The sequence below is a fragment of the Vibrio sp. 99K-1 genome (assembly GCF_013114585.1).
GTDB classification, from domain to species: Bacteria; Pseudomonadota; Gammaproteobacteria; order Enterobacterales; family Vibrionaceae; genus Vibrio; species Vibrio chagasii_B.
On record NZ_VTXF01000017.1, the window covers coordinates 41345 to 63170 of the forward strand.

Consider the following 21826-nt stretch of genomic DNA (forward strand, 5'->3'; position numbering starts at 1 on the left):
AAGCATCCTTAAAAGGCGAGTTTTATACAATCAAGTGACATCTAACCTCATCAGTTAGTGGTCACTTACAGTTTTTTTTCAATCCACCACTTATCCACAAGCAACCCAATTTCTTTACCTTGAAAAATGTCAGTTGTAGCACTATCTTGTAACCCAACAAACAAATGACCCCTATATGTTGTGTTTGAACTACAATATATGGGTAGACCAAGATCACAAAGCCGAAACGTAATTTACAAAAATTACACAGAAATAGACAAAAACACGGCCTTGTTCAGTTTTGTTAGGGAAATTAAGCAGAATGAACCAACAACTTACTGTTACTAAGCGTAACGGGCGCAAAGAAACGATCGATTTAGAAAAAATCCATCGCGTGATTACATGGGCAGCAGAAGGCTTGCACAATGTTTCAGTATCACAAGTAGAATTGAAAGCTCACATTCAGTTTTACGATGGCATTACCACTACTGATATCCATGAGACAATCATCAAGTCAGCAGCGGATCTAATCTCTGAAGAGACTCCAGATTACCAATATCTTGCTGCACGTCTGTCAGTATTCCACCTACGTAAGAAAGCGTACGGCGAATACGAGCCACCTGCACTTTACGACCACGTTGCAAAACTGGTTGATATGGGTAAATACGATAGCCACCTAATGGAAGACTACACGAAGGCTGAGTTCGACGAACTTGACTCGTACATCGACCATAAGCGTGACTTAGATTTTTCTTACGCAGCGGTTAAACAGCTTGAAGGTAAATACTTCGTACAAAACCGTGTAACGAAAGAAATCTACGAGAGTGCTCAGTTCCTTTACATTCTAGTTGCTGCATGTCTATTCGCTAAATACCCGAAATCGACTCGTCTTGACTACATCAAACGTTTCTACGACGCATCGTCTACGTTTAAGATTTCTCTACCTACACCGATCATGTCTGGTGTACGTACTCCTACTCGTCAATTCAGTTCTTGTGTACTGATCGAGTGTGGTGACAGCCTTGATTCTATCAACGCAACAGCAAGCTCAATTGTTCGTTACGTATCTCAACGTGCTGGTATTGGTATCAACGCAGGTCGTATCCGTGCGCTTGGTTCTGAAATCCGTAATGGTGAAGCGTTCCACACTGGCTGTATCCCTTTCTACAAATACTTCCAAACAGCAGTAAAATGTTGTTCTCAAGGTGGTGTTCGTGGTGGTGCGGCAACGGTATTCTACCCACTATGGCACGGCGAAGTTCAGTCTCTACTAGTACTGAAAAACAACCGTGGTGTTGAAGAGAACCGTGTTCGTCACATGGATTACGGCGTACAGCTGAACAAGCTTATGTACTCTCGTCTAGTTCAAGGTGGCAACATCAGCCTGTTCTCACCTTCTGACGTACCTGGCCTATACGACGCGTTCTTCGAAAACCAAGAACGCTTTGAAGAGCTGTACGTTAAGTACGAAAACGATCCGTCAATCAAGCGTGAAACAGTAAAAGCAGTAGAGCTATTCTCTCTACTAATGCAAGAGCGTGCTTCTACTGGTCGCATCTACATTCAGAACGTTGACCACTGTAATACACACAGCCCGTTCGACTCTGAAGTTGCTCCTGTTCGCCAGTCAAACCTATGTCTAGAAATTGCGCTGCCAACTAAGCCGCTTTCTAACGTAGAAGATGACGAAGGCGAAATTGCACTATGTACGCTTTCAGCATTTAACCTTGGCGCAATCAACGAACTGGATGACCTAGCAGAGCTTTCTGAACTGGTTGTTCGTGCTCTAGACGCACTTCTTGATTACCAAGACTACCCGCTTCCAGCAGCATACAAATCGACAATGAACCGTCGTACTCTAGGTGTAGGTGTTATCAACTACGCATACTACCTAGCGAAGAATGGTGTGAAGTACTCTGACGGCAGCGCAAATGGCCTGACTCACCGTACTTTTGAAGCGATTCAATACCACCTACTAAAAGCGTCTGTTGAACTAGCGAAAGAGCAAGGTCGTTGCCCATCTTTCCACGAGACTAACTACGCGAAAGGCCTACTGCCAATCGATACTTACAAGAAAGATATCGACTTAGTATGTGATGAGCCTCTGCACTACGATTGGGATGCGCTACGTGAAGAGATCATGGAGCACGGTCTGCGTAACTCTACGCTAACTGCGCTTATGCCTTCTGAGACTTCGTCTCAAATCTCGAACGCGACTAACGGTATCGAGCCACCACGTGGTTACGTATCAGTGAAAGCATCGAAAGACGGCATCCTGAAGCAAGTGGTTCCAGATTTCCTAAATCTTAAAGAGAACTACGAGCTACTTTGGAACATTGGTTCTAACGACGGTTACCTACACCTAGTGGGTATCATGCAAAAATTCGTTGACCAAGCTATCTCTGCAAACACTAACTATGATCCAAGTGTTTACGACAGCGGTAAAGTACCAATGAAGAAGCTGCTTCAAGACCTACTAACTGCATACAAGTTTGGTGTTAAGACGCTTTACTACCATAACACTCGTGATGGTGCAAAAGACGACCAAGGCGACGCAGTAACAGTGCCGGAAGAAGATTGTGAAGGCGGCGGTTGTAAGATCTAAACCGCAGTAAAACATTAAGACCCCAGAGAAGTTATCTTCTCTGGGTTTAAAGCATTAACAGGGTTCGTTTTATAACGAGTCTTTAAAGGATTTGAGGCATTTATGGCTTACAGTACTTTTTCTCAGAAAAAAAATGACCAGCTAAAAGAACCAATGTTCCTAGGTCAGTCGGTTAACGTTGCACGTTACGACCAACAAAAATTCGAAATCTTCGAAAAGCTTATCGAGAAGCAACTTTCTTTCTTCTGGCGTCCAGAAGAAGTAGACGTGTCTAGCGACCGTATCGACTACAACAAACTTCCTGAGCATGAAAAGCACATCTTCATCTCTAACCTGAAGTACCAAACACTGCTGGATTCTATCCAAGGCCGTAGCCCGAACGTTGCCCTACTTCCGCTAGTATCACTACCAGAAGTTGAAACTTGGATTGAGACTTGGTCTTTCTCTGAAACGATTCACTCTCGTTCTTACACGCACATCATTCGTAACATCGTTAACGATCCAGGTCTAGTATTTGACGACATCGTTGAAAACGAAGAGATCCTAAAGCGTGCTAAAGACATCGCGTTCTACTACGACGACCTAATTAAGCTAACCGCTGATTACCATCGTTACGGCGAAGGCAACCACAACATCAACGGCGAAGACGTTAAGGTTTCTCTTCACGACCTGAAGAAGAAACTTTACCTATGTCTAATGTCGGTAAACGCACTAGAAGCAATCCGTTTCTACGTGAGTTTCGCATGTTCATTTGCATTCGCTGAGCGTGAGCTAATGGAAGGTAACGCAAAAATCATCAAGCTGATCGCTCGTGATGAAGCGCTTCACCTGACTGGTACTCAGCACATGATCAACTTGCTACGTAACGGTCAAGACGACTTCGCATTCATGCAAATCGCTGAAGAGTGTAAGCAAGAGTGTTTCGACCTATTCAAGCAAGCAGCTGAGCAAGAAAAAGAGTGGGCAGAATACCTATTCAAAGACGGCTCTATGATTGGCCTGAACAAAGACATTCTTTGCCAATACGTTGAGTACATCACCAACATCCGTATGCAGGCCGTTGGTCTAGGTACCGCTTACCCAGAAGCAACATCAAACCCAATTCCATGGATCAACGCTTGGTTGTCTTCTGATAACGTACAAGTTGCTCCGCAAGAAGCAGAAATCAGTTCTTACCTAGTTGGTCAGATCGACAACGAAGTGAAAGCTGACGACTTTGAAGGATTTGAGCTGTAATGCCAACAATCAAAATCAACAAGCTAACTTCAATTGAATCTAACCCTTCTAATACGCTATTGGAAACAATGGAACAAGCTGGGTTAGAACCAGAATACAACTGCCGAGACGGTCACTGTGGCGCATGCCGCTGTACGTTGGATTCTGGTGAGGTTGAGTACGTTGGTTTTGCTATGGCTTACACGCAAGGCAACGAGATTTTGCCTTGTATCTGCAAAGCGAAATCCGATCTATCGCTGAGTAACGTGATTCATCGAAACAAGCAAAAGCGCGCTTAATCCAATCGGCTTAAGTACGCTATGTTCCGAAGAGAATGAGTTAAGCGAAGATTAGAGACTTCAAAGCAATACAGACTAAAAAGGGTCCGCCTCCTCTTGGAATGCGGACCCTTTTTCTATTCGTGTCTTTAGTTCTCAAGCATCAAACCAGATGTTTACTGTTGAGTCAGGTTCAATGTCACCGAACCGATGTAACAAGCGCTTCGACACTCTCCACAGCCATTGCACTTATCTTGAGTAACCGTAGGTAACTCCCCGGCTTCAATCTGTATTGCGCCCACTGAACACGCAGATTGGCAGGCATGACAATCCATTTGCATATAGTTATTGCAGCTATCAGCAAAGTTAGGTTTTAAATCAATGTAAGGCGTGACCGTTGGGTGAAGCGCACCAGTCGGACACACTTCACTGCACTTGTTGCACATAGAGCAGCTGTTGTAATCCAAATTGAGCAGCGCACTGCCCTCTTGTATCTCAATGACACTATTTGGGCATGCTTGCTCACACAAGCCACAACCGTCGCAGAGGCGCTCAAACAGCACCTCATCGACAGCTCGTGGCGGCCTAGCGTGCAAGCGCTGTGATTTCTCTTCATAACTTACCGCAGCTTTAACCGGCTTAGAGAGTCGAGTTAAGAAACCGCGTCTATTTGAATTTATTTGTTCAGACATTAGTCGATATATAACTTTTTAGTAGCAACGTTTAAATTATATTCAGATGTTAAGTACTTAAACCAATCTATTACATCAACCGATAGCTTTTTATAAAAAGATAGCTCTGATGCTTTATTTAGTTTTTCTAAATAAACAGAAGACCAAGTTAATAAGTGACCCTCAAGTAATTCACCAGCCGAATTGGTTTTATTATTTTCTAACAAATATGCATGAGCGAATAACATTAAACCAAATTGATCTTCCGGCTCTCTTAACCCAGTGTCTAATTCAATCTGATTCAATTCTAAAAACTGGCGATACTCTACAGTAGAAGCGCCGAACACAACGCGGTCTTTATCTAGGTACACTGAACCCCAAGGTGGCGCCGGCATGTCTCCCACGCCTTCAAACAGGCGGCTGAACTCTGCTGCAAGTGCATCTTCGTCTTCACTTCTCAATGCCTGCAAGCATTCTTCAGAGAGCACTTCGCTCTCAACCAAAGCTTCGACAATGGTGATTAACTGTTCTTTACTTGTCGCTTGATAAAATAGCGAACCCAATAATTTATGCGTATCGATAATCATTATTATTTATACCGTTATAGGTTTAAAGATAATTATATTAATTAATGCATTTCATTCTTTGATTTATTTTATACATTCGATTTAAATAATCTAAATTTCGATCTTATTTGATGTTAATCAATCAACATTTATATATTAAAAGACAAAAATAAAACTACCTATAAAGTGCTAGTCATCAATAACAATAGGCATCTTAGAATGACGAATAAGAAAGAATCTGGGGTAATGAATCTTACTCGAAGAGGCTTCATGAAAGCTTCTTCTGCGGTAGGTAGTGCAGCCGCGCTTGCGGGCGGTATCGCTTTACCTTTCAAATCCAAACCAGTAGCGGCTGCAGTTGCTGAGAATGTGGATGAGAAAATCGTATGGAGTGCGTGTACGGTAAACTGTGGCTCTCGCTGCCCATTACGTATGCATGTGCAAAACGGTGAAATCAAATACGTAGAAACCGACAACACGGGTACTGACGAATACGGTCATCACCAAGTTCGTGCGTGTCTACGTGGTCGCTCTATGCGTCGCCGTGTTTACAACCCAGATCGCCTGAAATACCCAATGAAACGTGTGGGCAAACGTGGTGAAGGTAAGTTTAAGCGTATTAGCTGGGAAGAGGCTTATGATGAAGTCGCTGGCACAATGCAACGCCTTATCAAAGATTACGGTAACGACACTATCTACCTAAACTACGGTACAGGTACGCTTGGTGGTACGGTCACTAAGTCTTGGCCACCAGCACAAACGCTGATTGCGCGTCTAATGAACCTAAGTGGTGGTTACCTAAACCATTACGGTGACTACTCAACAGCGCAAATCGCGAAAGGCTTGAGCTACACCTACGGTGGTTGGGCAAACAACAACTCTTTCTCTGACTTAGAGAACACCAAGCTTAACATCCAATTTGGTAACAACCCTGCCGAGACTCGTATGTCTGGCGGCGGTCTGATCCACCACTACGTAGAAAGCAAAAACAAATCAAACGCTAGAACGATCATCATCGATCCACGCTACACCGATACTGCCGGCGGTCGTGAAGATCAGTGGATCCCAATTCGTCCTTCTACGGATGCTGCATTGGTAGCGGGTCTTGCACACGTGATGATCACTGAAGACCTTGTCGACCAACCGTTCCTAGACAAATACTGTGTCGGTTACGATGAGAAGACCCTTCCTGCCTCAGCGCCTAAAAACAGTGACTACAAATCTTACATCCTAGGTTTAGGCGAAGATGGCGTAGAGAAGACACCAGAGTGGGCTTCGAAGATCACAGGCATTCCAGTTGATACAATCGTTAAGCTTGGCCGTGAAATGGGCACAGCGAAACCGTGTGCTATCCACCAAGGTTGGGGGCTACAACGTACTGCGAACGGTGAGCTAGCTTGTCGTGCAATCGCAATGCTGTCGCTACTCACAGGTTCTGTCGGTGTGTCTGGCGGTTCAACAGGTGCACGTGAAAGTGACATCAACATTCCGTTTGTTCGCTTCCCGACGGTGCCAAACCCAGTTGAAACATCAATTTCAATGTTCATGTGGACAGACGCGATTCACCGTCACCACGAGATGACAGACATCACTGACGGTGTTCGCGGAGCTGAGCGCCTTAAGAACCCAATCAAGATGATCTGGAACTACGCAGGTAACTGCATCATCAACCAACACTCAGACATCAACAAAACGCACGCGATTCTTCAAGATGAAAGCGCATGTGAAATGATTGTTGTGGTTGATAACCATATGACGTCTTCAGCGAAATACGCCGACATCATCCTGCCTGACTTAACCACATCAGAGCAAGACGACTGGTGTATGGATGGTAAAGCATCGAACATGCCTTACTTCATCTACGCACAGAAAGCGATTGAACCTCAGTTCGAAGCGAAATCGATCTACGAGATGTGTACTGAGCTTGCTAAACGCATGGGCGTTGAAAAAGAGTTCACTGAAGGTCGAACTCAAGAGCAATGGATTGAACACCTTTACGCAGAAACCCGTAAGAACGATCCAACACTGCCAACCTTCGAAGAGATGAAAGAGCTGGGTATCTACAAGCGTAGCTACGACCACCACTACATCGCTTACGAAGATTTCCGTAAAGATCCTGAAGCGAACCCACTAACCACACCAAGTGGCAAGATCGAGATCTACTCAGAGCAACTGGCTGAGATTGCTAAGACTTGGAAGCTGAAAGAAGACGAAGTGATTCACCCACTTCCGATTTACGCGGACTCTTTTGAAGGTCATAACGATCCACTAGCAGAGAAGTACCCACTTCAGCTAACCGGTTTCCACTACAAAGCTCGTACTCACTCAACTTACGGCAACGTTGCAGAAATCAAAGCAGCAGCACCGCAAGAGTTGTGGATCAACCCAATCGATGCGAAAGAGCGCGGTATTGAAAACGGCGACATGGTCAGTATTTTCAACGACCGTGGCGAAGTACACATTCCAGCGAAAGTGACACCTAGGATTCTTCCTCGAGTTGTCGCGCTAGGCGAAGGTGCATGGTACGCACCCGATGGTCAGAAGATTGACCATGCAGGCTCTATCAACGTGCTGACCACTCAGCGCCCGAGCCCACTTGCTAAGGGTAACCCTCAGCATACAAACCTAGTTCAAATCAAAGCGCTAAAGAAAGCATAAGGTAGGTTGGAATGAAACAATACGGCTTTTACATTGATTCAAGTAAATGCACGGGTTGTAAAACCTGTCAGCTTGCTTGTAAAGATTATAACGATCTAGACATCAAAACGAACTACCGTCGCGTGTACGAATACGCAGGTGGTGGCTTCACTCAAGATGGCGATACCTGGGTTCAGAAAGATGTTTTTTCTTACTACCTGTCTGTCGCTTGTAACCACTGTACTAACCCTGCGTGTGTGAAAGTGTGTCCTTCGGGCGCAATGCACAAACGTGATGAAGACGGCTTGGTTGTGGTTGATGAAAGTGTGTGTATCGGTTGTCAGCACTGTAGCAATGCATGCCCTTACGGCGCACCACAATACAATGCTAAGAAAGGTCATATGACCAAATGCGATGGTTGTTACCAACGTGTTTCTGAAGGCAAACAACCTATCTGTGTTGAGTCTTGTCCACTTCGTGCATTGGAGTTTGGCGAAATCAATACGCTTCGTGAGAAGTACGGCTCTGGTGCAGATGTGGCGCCACTGCCATCTTCAACCGAAACACTGCCAAACATCGTGATCAAGCTGAACAAAAACGCGAAGCCAACTGGCGATACCAGTGGTCACCTAGCAAACCCTAAGGAGGTGTAAGATGATTTTTCATGAGTGGTCTTTAATCTTCTTTACGGTGCTAGCGCAAACTGCGGTTGGTGGTTACTTACTGATTGGTGCACGTGCTCTGGTACTTGGTCATGACGAAGAGAAACTGAACAGCTACAAGGTTCCAATGTTCATCCTATGGGCATTAATGGGCCTTGGCTTCATGTTCTCGACAACGCACCTTGGCTCCCCACTGCGCGCGTTTAATGCCTTTAACCAACTAGGTTCAGCTTGGTTGTCTAACGAAGTGTTCTTCGGTGCGGCATTCTTCGCAGTTGGCGGTCTACAGTGGCTACTGTCTGTGGTTAAGAAAGGTGGCATGGCTATCCAGAAAGCACTGATGGTTGGCGCTATGGTGCTGGGTGTCATCTTCATGTACGCGATGATCAACGTATACATGATCAACACAGTACCAACATGGGACAACATCTACACACCACTGAGCTTCGTCATGACTATGGTTGTAGGTGGCTTGCTGCTGTCTCAGTTCGTGATTGTATTTGCTAACGACAGTCGCTTTACGGTTGACCGTAACATCACCATGCTGGCTGTGATTGCCGTTGCGATCAGTTTGCTTGTGACAGTCGGTAAACTAAATCTAATCGGTGACACCCAAACTTCAGTCGCAAAAGCTTCAGAGTTGGTTGATGGTTTAGGCAGCTATGTGATCCTTCAAGTTGCATTGCTAATGGCAAGCTTACTGATTTGGATTCTACCTATGCTTAATAAAGCAAAAGTGAACCCAGTCAATCTAGGCCTAGCATTAGTACTATTCCTAGCGTCAGAACTAATCGGCCGTGGCTTGTTCTACAGCCTACATATGACAAGCGGTTTGTAATCACAGGCTCCTTATTTGGTTATCTAGAAGGCTAGATAAACTCAAGGCCCAACACCTATTTAGATGTTGGGCCTTTTTATTGGTTCTGTCTAATCTTGATTTAAGAGATCTTGGTTTACGACAAGAGCGTCTTATTTGATGATCGCTGAAGGGATAAACATATCCTTCACGCGTTTTACTGAAGAGTAGTCACCAAACATAGGTTTATTGTCTAGATGCCTTCTTAGCATGTCTGCAGCGACCGTTTTGATGATAGTACGTGCATCTTCGCGCTTGTATTGACGATAAAACTCCAGCACTTGCCCCCACTCACCCGCTTCGCTCGATAAAGCAACACTAAAGGTATTGCCCTCTAACTTGCCCGTGACTAGGGCTAACTCGGTGCCGCACTTTTCTCTTGTCGCGCCAGCCAGAGCAAACGTTGCTGCTAGTGGGTCGTTCTTTTCAAGTTCACTCTCTTTTGGCTCCGCCATGACCCAAGAGTGACCGAAGCAATCTTCAACCTGTTCATTCGATTGTAGCCAAGCCGAAAGCGCACCTTTGGTTGATACTTCCGATACCGACAAGGTCTTCTTTCTTTCCGCCATAATATGACCGATATGGTCGATCATCGGCTCATCAACACTGACAACATTGCTCTCTAACAGTTTGTACACCATTTGCAGTAGCTTAACGCGAGTTTCTAAATCCGACTTAGGCCCAAACAGTTTCACTTCAATGAACGGCAGATAAGAGCGGTAACCCAGCTCATAACCTTCCGGTAGTTTCAGTTGGTCTAACACATCAGAAATGCCGGATTCAGACAAACCAAAGGTAAATAACCTGCTGCATTCAGAAGCGACTACTTGAGGATAAGTGCGAGCAAGATCAGGGATAATTTCAAAGCTCACCATGCGCTTAAACTCACTCGGTACGCCCGGAGTGAAATAGAAAGTCGCATCGTTAATCTTAAGTTTGAAGCCACATGCTGTTCCGACAGGGTTATCGACGATTTCTGAACTTGCTGGCAATAAGGCTTGTTTTAGGTTGCTGTCTGGCATCGGCATGCCGCGTCCAGAAAACATCTCTTCCATACGCGCTAGCCACTCAGGGAACATGACTAATTTCTGTTCTGACGCAGTCGCAGCTGCCGCAGCACTCATATCATCGGTTGTCGGGCCTAAGCCACCATTAACGATAACCACATCATAGTTAAAGCTTAGCATCAGCAACTCTTCAACCAAGGCATTCATTTGGTCACCGACTGTGGAGCGTTTAGCCAAAGCAAAACCGTGCTGGTAAAACTCAGCAGACATCCAAGCCGCGTTCGTGTCTACAATGTCTCCGTGAAGAACTTCTTCACCTGTACTTAACATTGCGATTTTCGTCATGTTTCTATCCCTTGTAGTCATAAAAAGACGCTGCATTATCTACAAACTGGTCTATGTTTGAGTTTGAGCTATTTGGCTTTTTAACAAATATTAATAATGTTAAATCTAAGGTTTTCTTAGGAAAAGCGATAAATTATTAGTTCCCTAAATCAGGCATTTAATGGATAATTGTGACCCTGATCAATTCTAAACTTTCTCATGGAGACCCTTGTGGCCAAATCACCGTTACTAGCAAAGGTTACTGCTGCATTTACAATGCTAATGTCAGTTAACTCGGTTGCAAGCCAATACGACTTCGACCAGCCAATCAACCTTTCTTATTCGGATGAATGTGCTCAAGATTACTGTGTTAATGATAGCTTGTACACCTACAAGCCTAGTACCAATTACGCACTGAGCGAATCAAGCGAAGAGTACGATTTCTCAATCCAACAACCAAAGCACCTTTTGGTTAGCGAAGAGAAAGATTGGGATTACCTAATGGGTCAAACTTACACGATTCTTGGCTTAAGTGTTGCAACCGTTGGTTTAATGACCTTCTTACCAGAAAGTATCACTAAATGGGACGACGACCAACGCGACTTAAGTAAGTTAGGTCAAAAGTGGAAAGATAACGTTTCTGAAGGCCCAGTGTGGGACCGTGACGAACACTTCCTAAACTATGTGATGCACCCGTATTTTGGTGGTGTTTACTACACAGCTGCACGTCACGCGGGTTACAACGAGTTTGAATCGTTTATGTACTCTTGGACGATGTCCACCTTCTTCTGGGAATACGGCGTAGAAGCATTTGCTGAAGTACCTTCATGGCAAGACCTTTTCATCACACCTTTCTTCGGTGCGGTTGTGGGTGAAATAATGCTAGAAACCGAGCAAGACATCATTGCTTCAGGCGGTGAAGTGATGGGTTCTCAAACCATGGGTGACGTGTCTCTATTTTTCCTAAACCCTGTCGGTCATATCCACTATTGGGTAAGTGATGCTTGGGGTGGTGACGCAGAAGTTAACCTGAATACTAACCCTTGGTGGGATAATCAAGACGCAGCTCGATTCGCTTACGATGCTGGCGCGCCATACGATTCTCAGTTTGTTGGTATGAACTTTAAAGTAACCTTCTAATACAGCGACCTGATTACTTTCGGTAATAACCAAAACTTTTCTAAAAAGCGGCTCTTAAGCCGCTTTTTTTGTGCCCTACTCTTCATTCTCTTTTTTTGCATCACAGCTTAGTTTCAAAAATTGACACAGGTCAAACATTGTTCGATATAAACTTCTACACTGAAATTAACGAACTTTATCGCTTAATATCAAACATTTAATTAGCAATGATTAATTGAAACTTTGGGGGCTGATATGAACAGTACATTTATCGTAAACTTTATCGGAAAAGCGTCGCCTGCGACCATTAAACAACTCGCTGCAGTGACTCATGAGAACGACGGCAAATGGCTCATCAGTAAAGTGAACTTTATTGAAGACCAAGTTGCAGGCGTACTTAAGGTTCAACTTCCAGCCATCAATGAATCGATTGTTAAAGAGGCATTCAGCGCTAACCCGGACCTGATTGTCCAGTTCGTTGATTCAGACCATGCACATAATGTTCAAGATACCATTCACCATCTGAGACTCGATTCTAACGATCGCGCCGGTATCGTCAATGAAGTGACACATGTACTCGATAGACAAGGTATCAATATTCTCGACATGGATTGCCAGCGCGTATTTATTGCCGGTGGTGGCGGTGTCAGTTCAAGCCTATTCACTTCTAAAATCGCGGTTAAGCTACCAATCGAAGTTCAAATCGATGATGTTATCAATGAACTAGAAACTCTCAGTGAAGATACTCGAGTGATGGTCGAGAGCTAGTTGAACTAACCTCCTAACGATACCCTATCGTTGGGAGGGTACTTCCTCCCTCCTTACATGGCTTACAAAAAAAACGTATAAAACCTAAAAAATACATAAGCAAGACATATGAAACCAAGCATTGTTCTCATATTTTTGTTACCATAGATTATCTTTTATAATTTAGTCACTTAGGTTTATACATGGAAAGAAAAAGGTCGAGTTGGCAATTTAATGCCATCTCAGTAGTCCTTCTTGCGACACTGTTTAGCGGATGCAAAAGTGGTCATGAAAATAATGATGAAAATACAACCGACCCAGGTTCTACACCATCAGTAGTTGAAATCAGCGTACCTAACTCGATTTCATTTTCAGAGCCATCATCTGGCTCTAGTACACAATCAATTACTGTTTCTCTTTCCGAAGCCTTACCTGAAGATCTGACCTTAACAATCTCGACAAGCGATGTAACAACTCGCTCTGATGGTACCTTTAAAAACTACGATGCTATCTCCAGTCAAAACGTCAAAATTTCGGCAGGTGCAACCAGCGCTGATCTGCCGCTAAATCTGGTAAACAATAATTTGTACGAGGGTAACAAAACACTTCATTACTCTATTAGTGTTGACAACAATACAAATTACACACTGTCAAACGAGCGAACAGTAGTAACCATTGATGATAGCGATACACAGCCAACGGTTAGTTTTAGTAACGACTTAAGAACCGTTGTAGAGGGCGACAGTATTGTTCAACAAGCAGTTTTGAGTCATTATACATCTCAAGATGTAACCCTTACCCTAACTCAAAATGGTATTGCCGCACCCGAGGACTTCATTGTAGATATATCAGGTTTAGCTCTTAAACTGCCAGCAGAAACTCTATCAACGAATATCACATTTACTGCTCGTGATGATAGCTTCGATGAAGGTGGTGAGTCAGTAATCTACACGATAGCTTCCGTTGGTAACGCGACTATCAATTCAAATAAAAACACTCTCGCATTTTATATTCCTGGGCAGAAAAACTTCAATGATACTGGGTATGTCACTTATTTTGATGGTACAGACTACGACAGCGTTACTCCTCCAGCGTCACACCCAAATCAAGATGCAGATTTTGGTTTAGATGTAACAAATGGAGACGAACATTCGGATGGAGAGTATGGCTTCCGCTACACCAAGTTAGATGCTCACGGAAACCGTCTAACACCTAGCGCTACTGATTGGCGCTGCGTTAGAGACGAACATACCGGATTATATATTGAAGCGAAACAAGCTCCGATAGCACTACCCAGTCAATCAGAGGTAGATACCTGGGTCAAGAACCACAAAGACGCCCCTGACGCCAACCCTTACCCGTGGGATAGCCAGTCAAGCTCTTGGAGAAGCGCATCATACACATATACTTGGTACGACTCTGACAATACAACAAATGGTGGCTACGCTGGCGCACCCAATGATCTCTTGTATAGCGCAGGCCCGATATCTTCTCAATGCGCTTACATTAATGATGGTTCAGGGAGCAACTACTGTAATACAGCTAGCTATATTGATAGCCTAAACAGTCGCTCAATTTGCGGTATTACAGATTGGCGATTACCATCCCCTGTTGAAGCCCGCTCATTTATTAACTTCAATGTCGGCAGCGTTCCTGCTGGCGCCATTGATTTCTTTCCTAACCTAGGAGAGCGACTCTTCACACATTCAAGTTCTGTTAAGCAAGATGGTAGTGCTAGATGTATCGACTCTCAAAGTGGTGAACTTGAGCTATGTAACAAAAACATTGCAGGTTCGACAGGTATTGTGGCGGTAAGTGGGGGTATTGAATAATGAGACTAAAACTATTCTTAGGTGTAACTGCCTCTTTGCTAAGTGTAAATACCATCGCACAAACCTGCGTGCAAACTCAAACGCCCTCTCACCAAGACGGGCAATTTATTGATCGTAAAGATGGTACATTACTCGACGTAACGACTAATTTGCTTTGGTCAAAATGCAACCTAGGTGAAACCTACAATCAATCCAATGACACATGTGATGGTACCGCGATTAAATATCAGAATTGGCAGGATGCGCTCATCGCAACCAAAGATGCAGATTTGACCACTATTGCAGGCCAGGCTGGTTTTCGGTTACCTAACATCAAAGAGTTAAGTTCAATCGTTGACTATAGCTGTACTAGACCAGCAATAAACCTGACGTACTTCCCAACCACAACCAATGAACCATATTGGACTAACACACCTGACGCTCATAAGATAAACAGCAATTATGATGGTTTAATTATTGATTTTGAAGAAGCTTTAGAAGTCATTACCGACCCAGATGATATTCCACACCCTCTTGTTCGATTAGTGAAAACATTTAACTAGCTTCTACGGTACAAGTAATCAAAAAGAGCAGCTCACTAGCTGCTCTTTTTATTACGCTCGACTTGTCAGTCAGTTAGTTAGTTAATTGACCATTGAGACAATGAGCGTTTAAAGTCTTGATAGCCAAACTCATTCAGCTTTTGTACTTCGCCATTGCTGCGCTCACAATAGATTGATGGCATCTTCAGTCCGTTGAACCAGTTGAGCTTCACCATGGTGTAACCTGCGCTATCCAACAAGTGAAGTTTTTGACCAATCTGCAGTGGCTCATCAAAGCTTGTTTCGCAGAACTGATCGCCCGCAAGGCATGAACACGAACCAATCACGTAGTCATGGCTGCCGTTTTCAGACGCTTCTAATACCGATGCTGGTTCATTGTAAATAAGCGTATCAAGACGGTGGGCTTCAGTTGCTGAATCCACAATAGCCGTTTTCTTCACGTTCTCAACAATATCCACCACTGTCACAACCAAGTCTGTTGTTTTCGTGATGATCGCTTCACCCGGCTCAAGGTACATCTGCACACCGTGCTTTTCAGAGAAGGCTTTCAGCGCAAGCCCCAGTTTCTCGATGTCATAACCCGGCCATGTAAAGAACACACCGCCGCCCATGCTCACCCAATCTAGCTTATCTAGGTGCACGCCAAACTGTTCTGAGATTGAATCAAGCAATCCAATAAAGGCATCGACATCTTTGTTCTCACAGTTCATGTGGAACATCACGCCATTAATCTCATCAAAGATTTCAGGCTTGATATGGTCAGCTTGAACACCTAAACGCGAGAATTGACGCGCTGGGTTTGCCAAGTCTTGCCCTGCATAGCTCACACCCGGATTTAAACGTAAACCTAGTGACGCTTTACCTTCAACAATATGACGGTACGCTTCGAATTGGCTTTGCGAATTGAAGATCATCTTGTCGCAGATGTCAGCCACTTCTCTCACGTCGTCTTCGCTGTAACCCACACTGTAAGCATGCGTTTCACCGCCAAAGGTTTCGTAGCCAAGTTTCACCTCGTATGGGCCAGAGCTTGTCGTGCCATCCAGGTAAGGCTTGATGATGTCAAACACACCCCATGTCGAGAAACACTTCAGTGCCAATACCAGTTTTACACCTGAAATCTCCTTCAGTTGCTTGGCTTTCTCTAAGTTCGCAATCAACTTATCTTCGTTGATCATGAAATACGGCGTTTTTAGTTCGTTGTTTTGCATGTTAATACCTTGCGGCCCTCGAGTTCACGAAGGCACATGATAATCGAACAAAGCCGATGCAACAGCATCGGCTCGATATAAGTAATTGTATAGGAAGTCTTTAAGTGTATTAGAGATTCCCTATTACACTCGTCCCTCGCTTTAGGGAATGACGATTTCTGCATTACCGATTAGATGAAGTAAATATCATCTTCATCAAATACTAGAGAAAATAATCACCTTTCGTCATCCTCTAACGGAGTAAATACACTCTCCGTCATCCCCAAGAGGGAAGAATGAGCGAGTTGGGGATCTCTCAAAGCCACCTATCGTTCAATAGAGATCGACAGCAATCAAGATTCCCGATTACGCTCGTCCCTCTCTATAGGGAATGATGATGCTCTTAGTCATCTCACGGAAAAAGTAACCATCACCTTCGTCATTCCCCCAATAATTCAGAGCGTGGTAAGAACCTACTATGTATTACTTCAATTTGTGGATCAGAGGTAAACTGGCTTTCGGCTCTAGCTCTTGAACATGCCAATCTAGACCGATTTCAGGCATGGTTGCTAGGAACGGGTCTGGGTTTAGCTGTTCCATGTTGAACACGCCTTTATCAGCCCATTCGCCACGGAAGAACTGAAGTGCAGCCGTAATAGCTGGAACACCCGTTGTGTAAGAAATTGCTTGGTGCTCTACATCTTCGTATGCCACTTCGTGGTCTGCGTTATTGTAGATGAACACGCTGCGCTCTTTGCCATCTTTCTTACCTTGAACCCAAGTACCGATACACGTTAAACCTGTGTAACCCGGAGCCAAAGATGTTGGATCTGGCAGTAGTGCTTTAAGAACGTGTAGAGGCTGAACCACAGTGCCGTCATGCAATGTTAGCGGATCTGGGCTCAGAAGGCCGATATCACGCATGCAGTTGAAGTAGTTTAGGTACTTGTCACCAAAGCCCATCCAGAACTCGATGCGCTTAGCTGGGATGAATTCCTTCATTGAACGAACTTCATCGTGCGCCATTGAGTACACTTTGTGAGTGCCACAGTTAGGGAAATCAAATTCAAGCATACGAGAGTGACAAGGAACTTGTTTCCACTCTTCATTTTCCCAGTAGAAAGAGTCACCTTGAATCTCAAGCATGTTGGTTTCTGGGTCAAAGTTTGTCGCAAACTTCTTACCGTGATCGCCTGCGTTTACGTCCATCACGTCGATCGTATCGATCTCATCAAACAGGTGCTTAACCGCGTGCGCTGCAAATACTGAAACCACACCAGGATCGAAACCCGCACCAAGAATACCTGTGATGCCTGCTTCAGCAAACTTCTCACGGTAGCCCCACTGCCAATCGTAAGCTTGTGGTACTTGTTGACCTTCAGAACATAGGTCAACCGCTACCGATGTATCTAGGTAAGATACTTTTGCTTGGTAACACGCTTCCATGATCGCCATGTTTACCCAAGGAGGACCAGCGTTGATGACTAGGTCTGGTTTCACTTCGTTAATCAACGCAACAAGAGCATCAACATCGTCAGCGTTTACTGCGCGAGCTTCTAGTTTTTTAGTTGAATCTTTAAGGTTGTTTTTACCTTTAATCGATTCGATGATTTTTTCACACTTCGCGATTGTGCGAGAAGCAATTGTGATATCACCCAGTACTTCGTTGTTTTGTGCTGCTTTATGTGCAACAACCCAACCAACGCCACCTGCACCAATTTGTAGAATAGCCATAGTATTAATTACCCTTGTTGTTCTGCTAGCTCAGTGGCTAGAGTTTGAATTTTGTTAATTAGAGATTTGAAATCTGATGTCTTTAGGCACGGATTCAAGATAGTGAATTTAAGCGCACTCTTACCATCCACGACCGTTTCACCGAGTACTGCAACACCACGAGTCAGCGCTTCCAGTCTTAGCGTTTGATTCAATTTGTCTAAATCTAGCTCGCCGTTTGCTGACGGCTTAGATCGGAACAGCACTGTTGATAATGACGGCTCCGCCAGAAGCTCTAAGTCAGCTTGGTTTTGAATCAGGTCTGCCACTTCTAGCGTTTGCTCAAGAAGATGGTCGTACATATCACCCAACTGCTTTGGTCCAACGCTTTGCATCGTCATGAATACTTTCAATGCATCGAAACGCTTGGTGGTCGCAATAGACTTATCGACTAGATTTGGCAGTTCATCGTGTTCGCGGTTTAGGTAATCTGCGTGATGCAGAAGGTACTTAAAGTTCGCTTTGTCTTTCAACAACACCGCGCCGCAGCTGATTGTTTGATAAAAAAGCTTATGGAAATCGACACTCACAGAGTCCGCTTTTTCGATGCCTTGTAAGCGAGCCTTGTGGCTACTCAAGATAAGCGCGCCACCGTAAGCACTGTCGACATGGAACCAAAGGCCTTGTTGGCTTGCGATGTCTGCAATCGCATCAAGGTCGTCGATAGCTCCATGATCGGTTGTACCCGCTGTACCAACTACAGCAAAAGGAATCAGCCCTTGAGCTTTAAGCGCTTTTACTTCTGCATCCAACAAATCAGGTTTGATGGTGCCGTTTGCGTTTGTTTCAACACAACACACCGCGCTCTCGCCTAAGCCAAGTAGTGACGCGGATTTTTGAACCGTGAAGTGAGATTTGTTTGAACACAAGATACGAAGCTTGCTCGCGTAATCTGGTAAACCTAACTTTTGGATTGAGTGACCATCGTGCTTATCCGCAACCCAGTCTCTCGCTAGCAATAAGCCCATTAGGTTACTTTGCGTGCCGCCGCTGGTGAAAACACCGTCCGCTTGTTCACCAAGTTGGTACTTGTCACACATCCAATCGACTACGCGCTGCTCAACATATGTAGCAGCCGATGCTTGGTCCCATGAGTCCATTGATTGATTCAGAGCTGCGATGATTGATTCCGCTGCTACTGATGCCATAAGAGGTGGCGTATGAAGGTGTGCGATACAATCTGGGTGTTGCACGAAGATGGAGTTTGCAGCGACAAGGTCTGCAGTGCTATCTACAACGTCAACCAAAGCGTGTTGGTTGTTGTCTAGATCGACAGCCTTGATAGCAGCCTCCAGCACTTTTGGTTCTAGACCTGAGTATGGCGTTTCAACCTGCTCAAAAACCGCTTTCATCGCTTGAGTGGTTTGGTTCATGACGTTAGCGAATTCGTCGCTACCGCCTAAGCCTGTGTGAATGAAATGCTTATTCCACTCTTGGCTTGCTTGTTCAGTTGAAGCTTGATCTTCTTGCACACCTCCGCCAGCAGCGATGATGGCTTCTTCCATCACGCGCAGTGCAAAATCAATCTGTTCAAAGGAGATAATCATTGGTGGCAAGAATCGAATCACTGAGCCATCGCGCCCGCCCTTCTCGACCATCAAACCACGCTCTAATGCCGCGCGTTGAATCGCTAGGGTGAGTTCACCGTCTGATTTCGGCTCACCAAATTTATTGAGTTCACCGTTTGGCTGCTTGATCTCAGCGCCAAGCATTAGACCTTTGCCACGAACTTCAGCAATACAGTTAACGCGAGATTGAATCTTCTCTAATCCGTGACGTAGGTATTGGCCTGCAATGTTCGCATGCTCAACCAAACCGTCTCGTTCGATGATTTCTAACGCTTTCGCACCAGAAACCATTGCCAGTTGGTTACCACGGAAAGTACCCGTGTGCTCACCCGCTTTCCATGTATCGATGCTCTTATCGAATACAAGCAGCGACATTGGTAGTCCACCACCAATCGCTTTAGATAAGCACAAGATATCAGGATTAACGCCCGACTCTTCAAACGCAAATCGATGACCTGTCTTACCGACACCACACTGGATTTCATCAAAAATCAGTAGGATACCGTGCTCATCACAGATGCGACGTAAGCCTTGCAACCAAGACGCAGGAGCAGGAATCACACCGCCCTCACCTTGTACAGGCTCAACGATCATCGCAGCCGGTTTCATGATGCCAGATTCGTCATCGTTCAACATACGTTCGATGTAACGAATGCTTGCGTTAGCACCTGCTTCACCACCAATACCAAACGGGCAGCGAAGGTTGTATGGGAAAGGCATAAAGTGCACATCAGACATCAAGCCACTACGACGTTCTTTTGTGCCTAAGTTGCCCATCATGCCCATGGTGCCATTAGTCATACCATGATAAGCACCACGGAAAGCAAACATGGTATTGCGACCAGTGGTTTGCTTCGCTAGTTTGATTGCCGCTTCCACCGCATCCGCGCCTGAAGGGCCACAGAATTGAAGAACCGAGTTATCTGAAAAGTCTTGAGGAAGAAAAGCTTTAACTCGCTTGATAAACGTCTCTTTTGCTTGAGTCGTGATATCAAGAGTTTGGTACGGCAAACCTGAATCCAGTTGGTCTTTCAGTGCTTGGTTGATCTCAGGGTGGTTGTAGCCCAAAGAGAGTGTGCCAGCGCCGGCTAAGCAATCTAAAAATAGTTGTCCACGTGTATCTTCAACTAAGGCGCCACATGCTCGTTTAATAGCAATCGGTAGGCGTCTTGGATATGAACGAACATCCGACTCATGCTGCTCTTGCTCAAGCAAAATAGCATCAAGTGTTAGGTCATAAGTTCCCTCTACGATAGGAACCATAGTTGAAAATGAGTTTGCGATAGTGTTGATATCGACTTCAAAGGCGGTAGTCATAAAAATTCCCTTGAATATGTTCATACTCACCTCCAGTAAACGCAAATACACACCAGCCCTCTTGATTAACAAGAGTTCAGAGTAAAATACGCATATTGTCTAGAAATGAGATATAGCTGTACGCCCGCATAAGTCAAACGACGAATACGAAATTAGGCCATCTTAAGACAGCGAGAAATTGTTAGCGTGAGCTCAAGGTTCAGTAATACTACTGTTTTGAAGAATTGGACATTTTTGCAGGATCGGGCAGCTATGAGGAGCTGATCCCTTTGGAAATGCAGAGCTGATTAGCAATGTTGTAGTTAGTATGTTCAATGTTGGGTTTCCCATTAGCATGGCAAACTGCGCCATAAGTATCCCGTCTATCAGCTAAAGGACTAGCCGATACCTACCCTACGTAATGTCCCAATCAGCAAGAATGGTCATTACGCGTATCCCCCAGAAAGCAATCGCGGCTCTTTTTGAACATCGGCCGTTCCGAGATTGCGCGGGAAAGTAACATAAATTGAAACGAACGATCAATAGTTTTTGATAACCGCTTAATTAATACGCGCAGTGAGTGACAAATTGCTTTAAATATCGCCAATATAAGTTTAAAAGCGAGATCCCCGGTTCGTTCGTCCCTCCACGCCCGAGGATGACGGTGTAGGTATACAAATGTTACTGGTGAGAGTTTAAAGCTAACCTTAGAACCATAGGCGACCTCATACCGAACCTTACACTGAAACCAGCAAAGTTCAGTACACGATAAGGGAGTGAAAAGTGCATCATCTGCCCGCATCACGTCATTCCCTAGTACTAGAACGAGTTCATAGGGAGTCTCTTTGAGACGGTTTTTATATAGTTAGACTCAAGCAACGACTTGATTATAAGCCGCAACCTCCTTCGTCATTCCATAGCGCGAGAAACGAGCTCATAGAGAATCCCCTACAACATGT

At 44.7% G+C, this 21826-nt stretch carries 16 protein-coding genes; 10 read left to right on the forward strand and 6 right to left on the reverse strand.

All coding sequences use genetic code 11. The features are described from left to right. The first annotated feature begins 301 nt into the window (after nt 1-301). The 3 genes from nrdA (at nt 302) to yfaE (ending at nt 4098) form a co-directional block, all read left to right on the forward strand. Complete coding sequence (nrdA, locus tag F0228_RS14385) at nt 302-2584, forward strand: class 1a ribonucleoside-diphosphate reductase subunit alpha (protein WP_008222047.1); 2283 nt, start codon at nt 302-304, stop codon at nt 2582-2584. A 102-nt stretch (nt 2585-2686) separates the two neighbouring features. Continuing rightward, nucleotides 2687-3820 carry a class Ia ribonucleoside-diphosphate reductase subunit beta gene (gene nrdB / locus F0228_RS14390; protein ID WP_061032791.1) on the forward strand — a complete coding sequence of 378 codons (1134 nt, stop codon included), beginning with the start codon at nt 2687-2689 and terminating at the stop codon, nt 3818-3820. Then, entirely contained in the window at nt 3820-4098 is a 279-nt protein-coding gene (gene yfaE / locus F0228_RS14395) for a class I ribonucleotide reductase maintenance protein YfaE (protein ID WP_008222053.1), read from the forward strand. Before nrdB ends, yfaE begins: the two co-directional genes overlap by 1 nt. A 155-nt stretch (nt 4099-4253) precedes the next feature. On the opposite strand, the gene napF is transcribed toward yfaE, so the two are convergent. Both napF and F0228_RS14405 read right to left on the reverse strand, forming a co-directional pair. Then, nucleotides 4254-4769 (reverse strand): ferredoxin-type protein NapF, encoded by a 516-nt coding sequence (gene napF / locus F0228_RS14400; RefSeq protein ID WP_171731633.1) that lies wholly within the window; start codon nt 4767-4769, stop codon nt 4254-4256. Further along, a complete protein-coding gene (locus tag F0228_RS14405; protein ID WP_061032793.1) occupies nt 4769-5335 on the reverse strand; it encodes a molecular chaperone in 567 nt (188 codons plus the stop codon). Before F0228_RS14405 ends, napF begins: the two co-directional genes overlap by 1 nt. Before the next feature lie 198 nt (nt 5336-5533). Here F0228_RS14405 and F0228_RS14410 point away from each other — a divergent pair, with 198 nt between their 5' ends. The 3 genes from F0228_RS14410 to F0228_RS14420 are packed head-to-tail and all read left to right on the forward strand — an operon-like array spanning nt 5534 to nt 9451. After that, on the forward strand, nt 5534-7972 hold the full coding sequence (locus tag F0228_RS14410) for a DmsA/YnfE/YnfF family dimethyl sulfoxide reductase (RefSeq protein ID WP_061032794.1): 2439 nt from the start codon (nt 5534-5536) through the stop codon (nt 7970-7972). Between the two features lie 11 nt (nt 7973-7983). After that, nucleotides 7984-8604, forward strand: a complete 621-nt coding sequence (locus F0228_RS14415; protein WP_061032795.1) for a DMSO/selenate family reductase complex B subunit — start codon at nt 7984-7986, stop codon at nt 8602-8604. A gap of 1 nt (nt 8605) precedes the next feature. Then, the gene (locus F0228_RS14420) at nt 8606-9451 is read left to right on the forward strand and encodes a DmsC/YnfH family molybdoenzyme membrane anchor subunit (RefSeq protein WP_171762381.1); all 846 of its coding nucleotides are present in this window, start codon (nt 8606-8608) and stop codon (nt 9449-9451) included. A 131-nt stretch (nt 9452-9582) separates the two neighbouring features. Here the strand turns inward: F0228_RS14420 and F0228_RS14425 are convergent, their stop codons facing one another. Beyond that, the gene (locus tag F0228_RS14425) at nt 9583-10821 is read right to left on the reverse strand and encodes a CinA family nicotinamide mononucleotide deamidase-related protein (RefSeq protein ID WP_102426152.1); all 1239 of its coding nucleotides are present in this window, start codon (nt 10819-10821) and stop codon (nt 9583-9585) included. Nucleotides 10822-11031: 210 nt separating this feature from the next. On the opposite strand from F0228_RS14425, the gene F0228_RS14430 reads away from it, so the two are divergent. The 4 genes from F0228_RS14430 (at nt 11032) to F0228_RS14445 (ending at nt 15040) form a co-directional block, all read left to right on the forward strand. Then, nucleotides 11032-11940, forward strand: coding sequence for a DUF3943 domain-containing protein (locus F0228_RS14430; protein WP_032498632.1), 909 nt, complete (start codon nt 11032-11034; stop codon nt 11938-11940). Between the two features lie 234 nt (nt 11941-12174). Then, nucleotides 12175-12687, forward strand: coding sequence for an ACT domain-containing protein (locus F0228_RS14435; RefSeq protein ID WP_061032798.1), 513 nt, complete (start codon nt 12175-12177; stop codon nt 12685-12687). 182 nt (nt 12688-12869) lie between these two features. Then, nucleotides 12870-14498, forward strand: coding sequence for a DUF1566 domain-containing protein (locus F0228_RS14440; protein WP_061032799.1), 1629 nt, complete (start codon nt 12870-12872; stop codon nt 14496-14498). Continuing rightward, nucleotides 14498-15040 (forward strand): DUF1566 domain-containing protein, encoded by a 543-nt coding sequence (locus F0228_RS14445; RefSeq protein WP_061032800.1) that lies wholly within the window; start codon nt 14498-14500, stop codon nt 15038-15040. The genes F0228_RS14440 and F0228_RS14445 overlap by 1 nt, the downstream gene beginning before the upstream one ends. 77 nt (nt 15041-15117) lie before the next feature. On the opposite strand, the gene nspC is transcribed toward F0228_RS14445, so the two are convergent. From nspC to F0228_RS14460, 3 genes are all read right to left on the reverse strand, one after another. Further along, nucleotides 15118-16251: a carboxynorspermidine decarboxylase gene (gene nspC, locus F0228_RS14450; protein ID WP_061032801.1), complete on the reverse strand. Its 1134-nt coding sequence runs from the start codon at nt 16249-16251 to the stop codon at nt 15118-15120. Nucleotides 16252-16713: 462 nt separating this feature from the next. After that, complete coding sequence (locus F0228_RS14455) at nt 16714-17964, reverse strand: carboxynorspermidine synthase (protein WP_171762382.1); 1251 nt, start codon at nt 17962-17964, stop codon at nt 16714-16716. 8 nt (nt 17965-17972) lie between these two features. Continuing rightward, nucleotides 17973-20912, reverse strand: a complete 2940-nt coding sequence (locus F0228_RS14460) for a pyridoxal phosphate-dependent class III aminotransferase (RefSeq protein WP_171762383.1) — start codon at nt 20910-20912, stop codon at nt 17973-17975. Nucleotides 20913-21826: the final 914 nt, after the last annotated feature.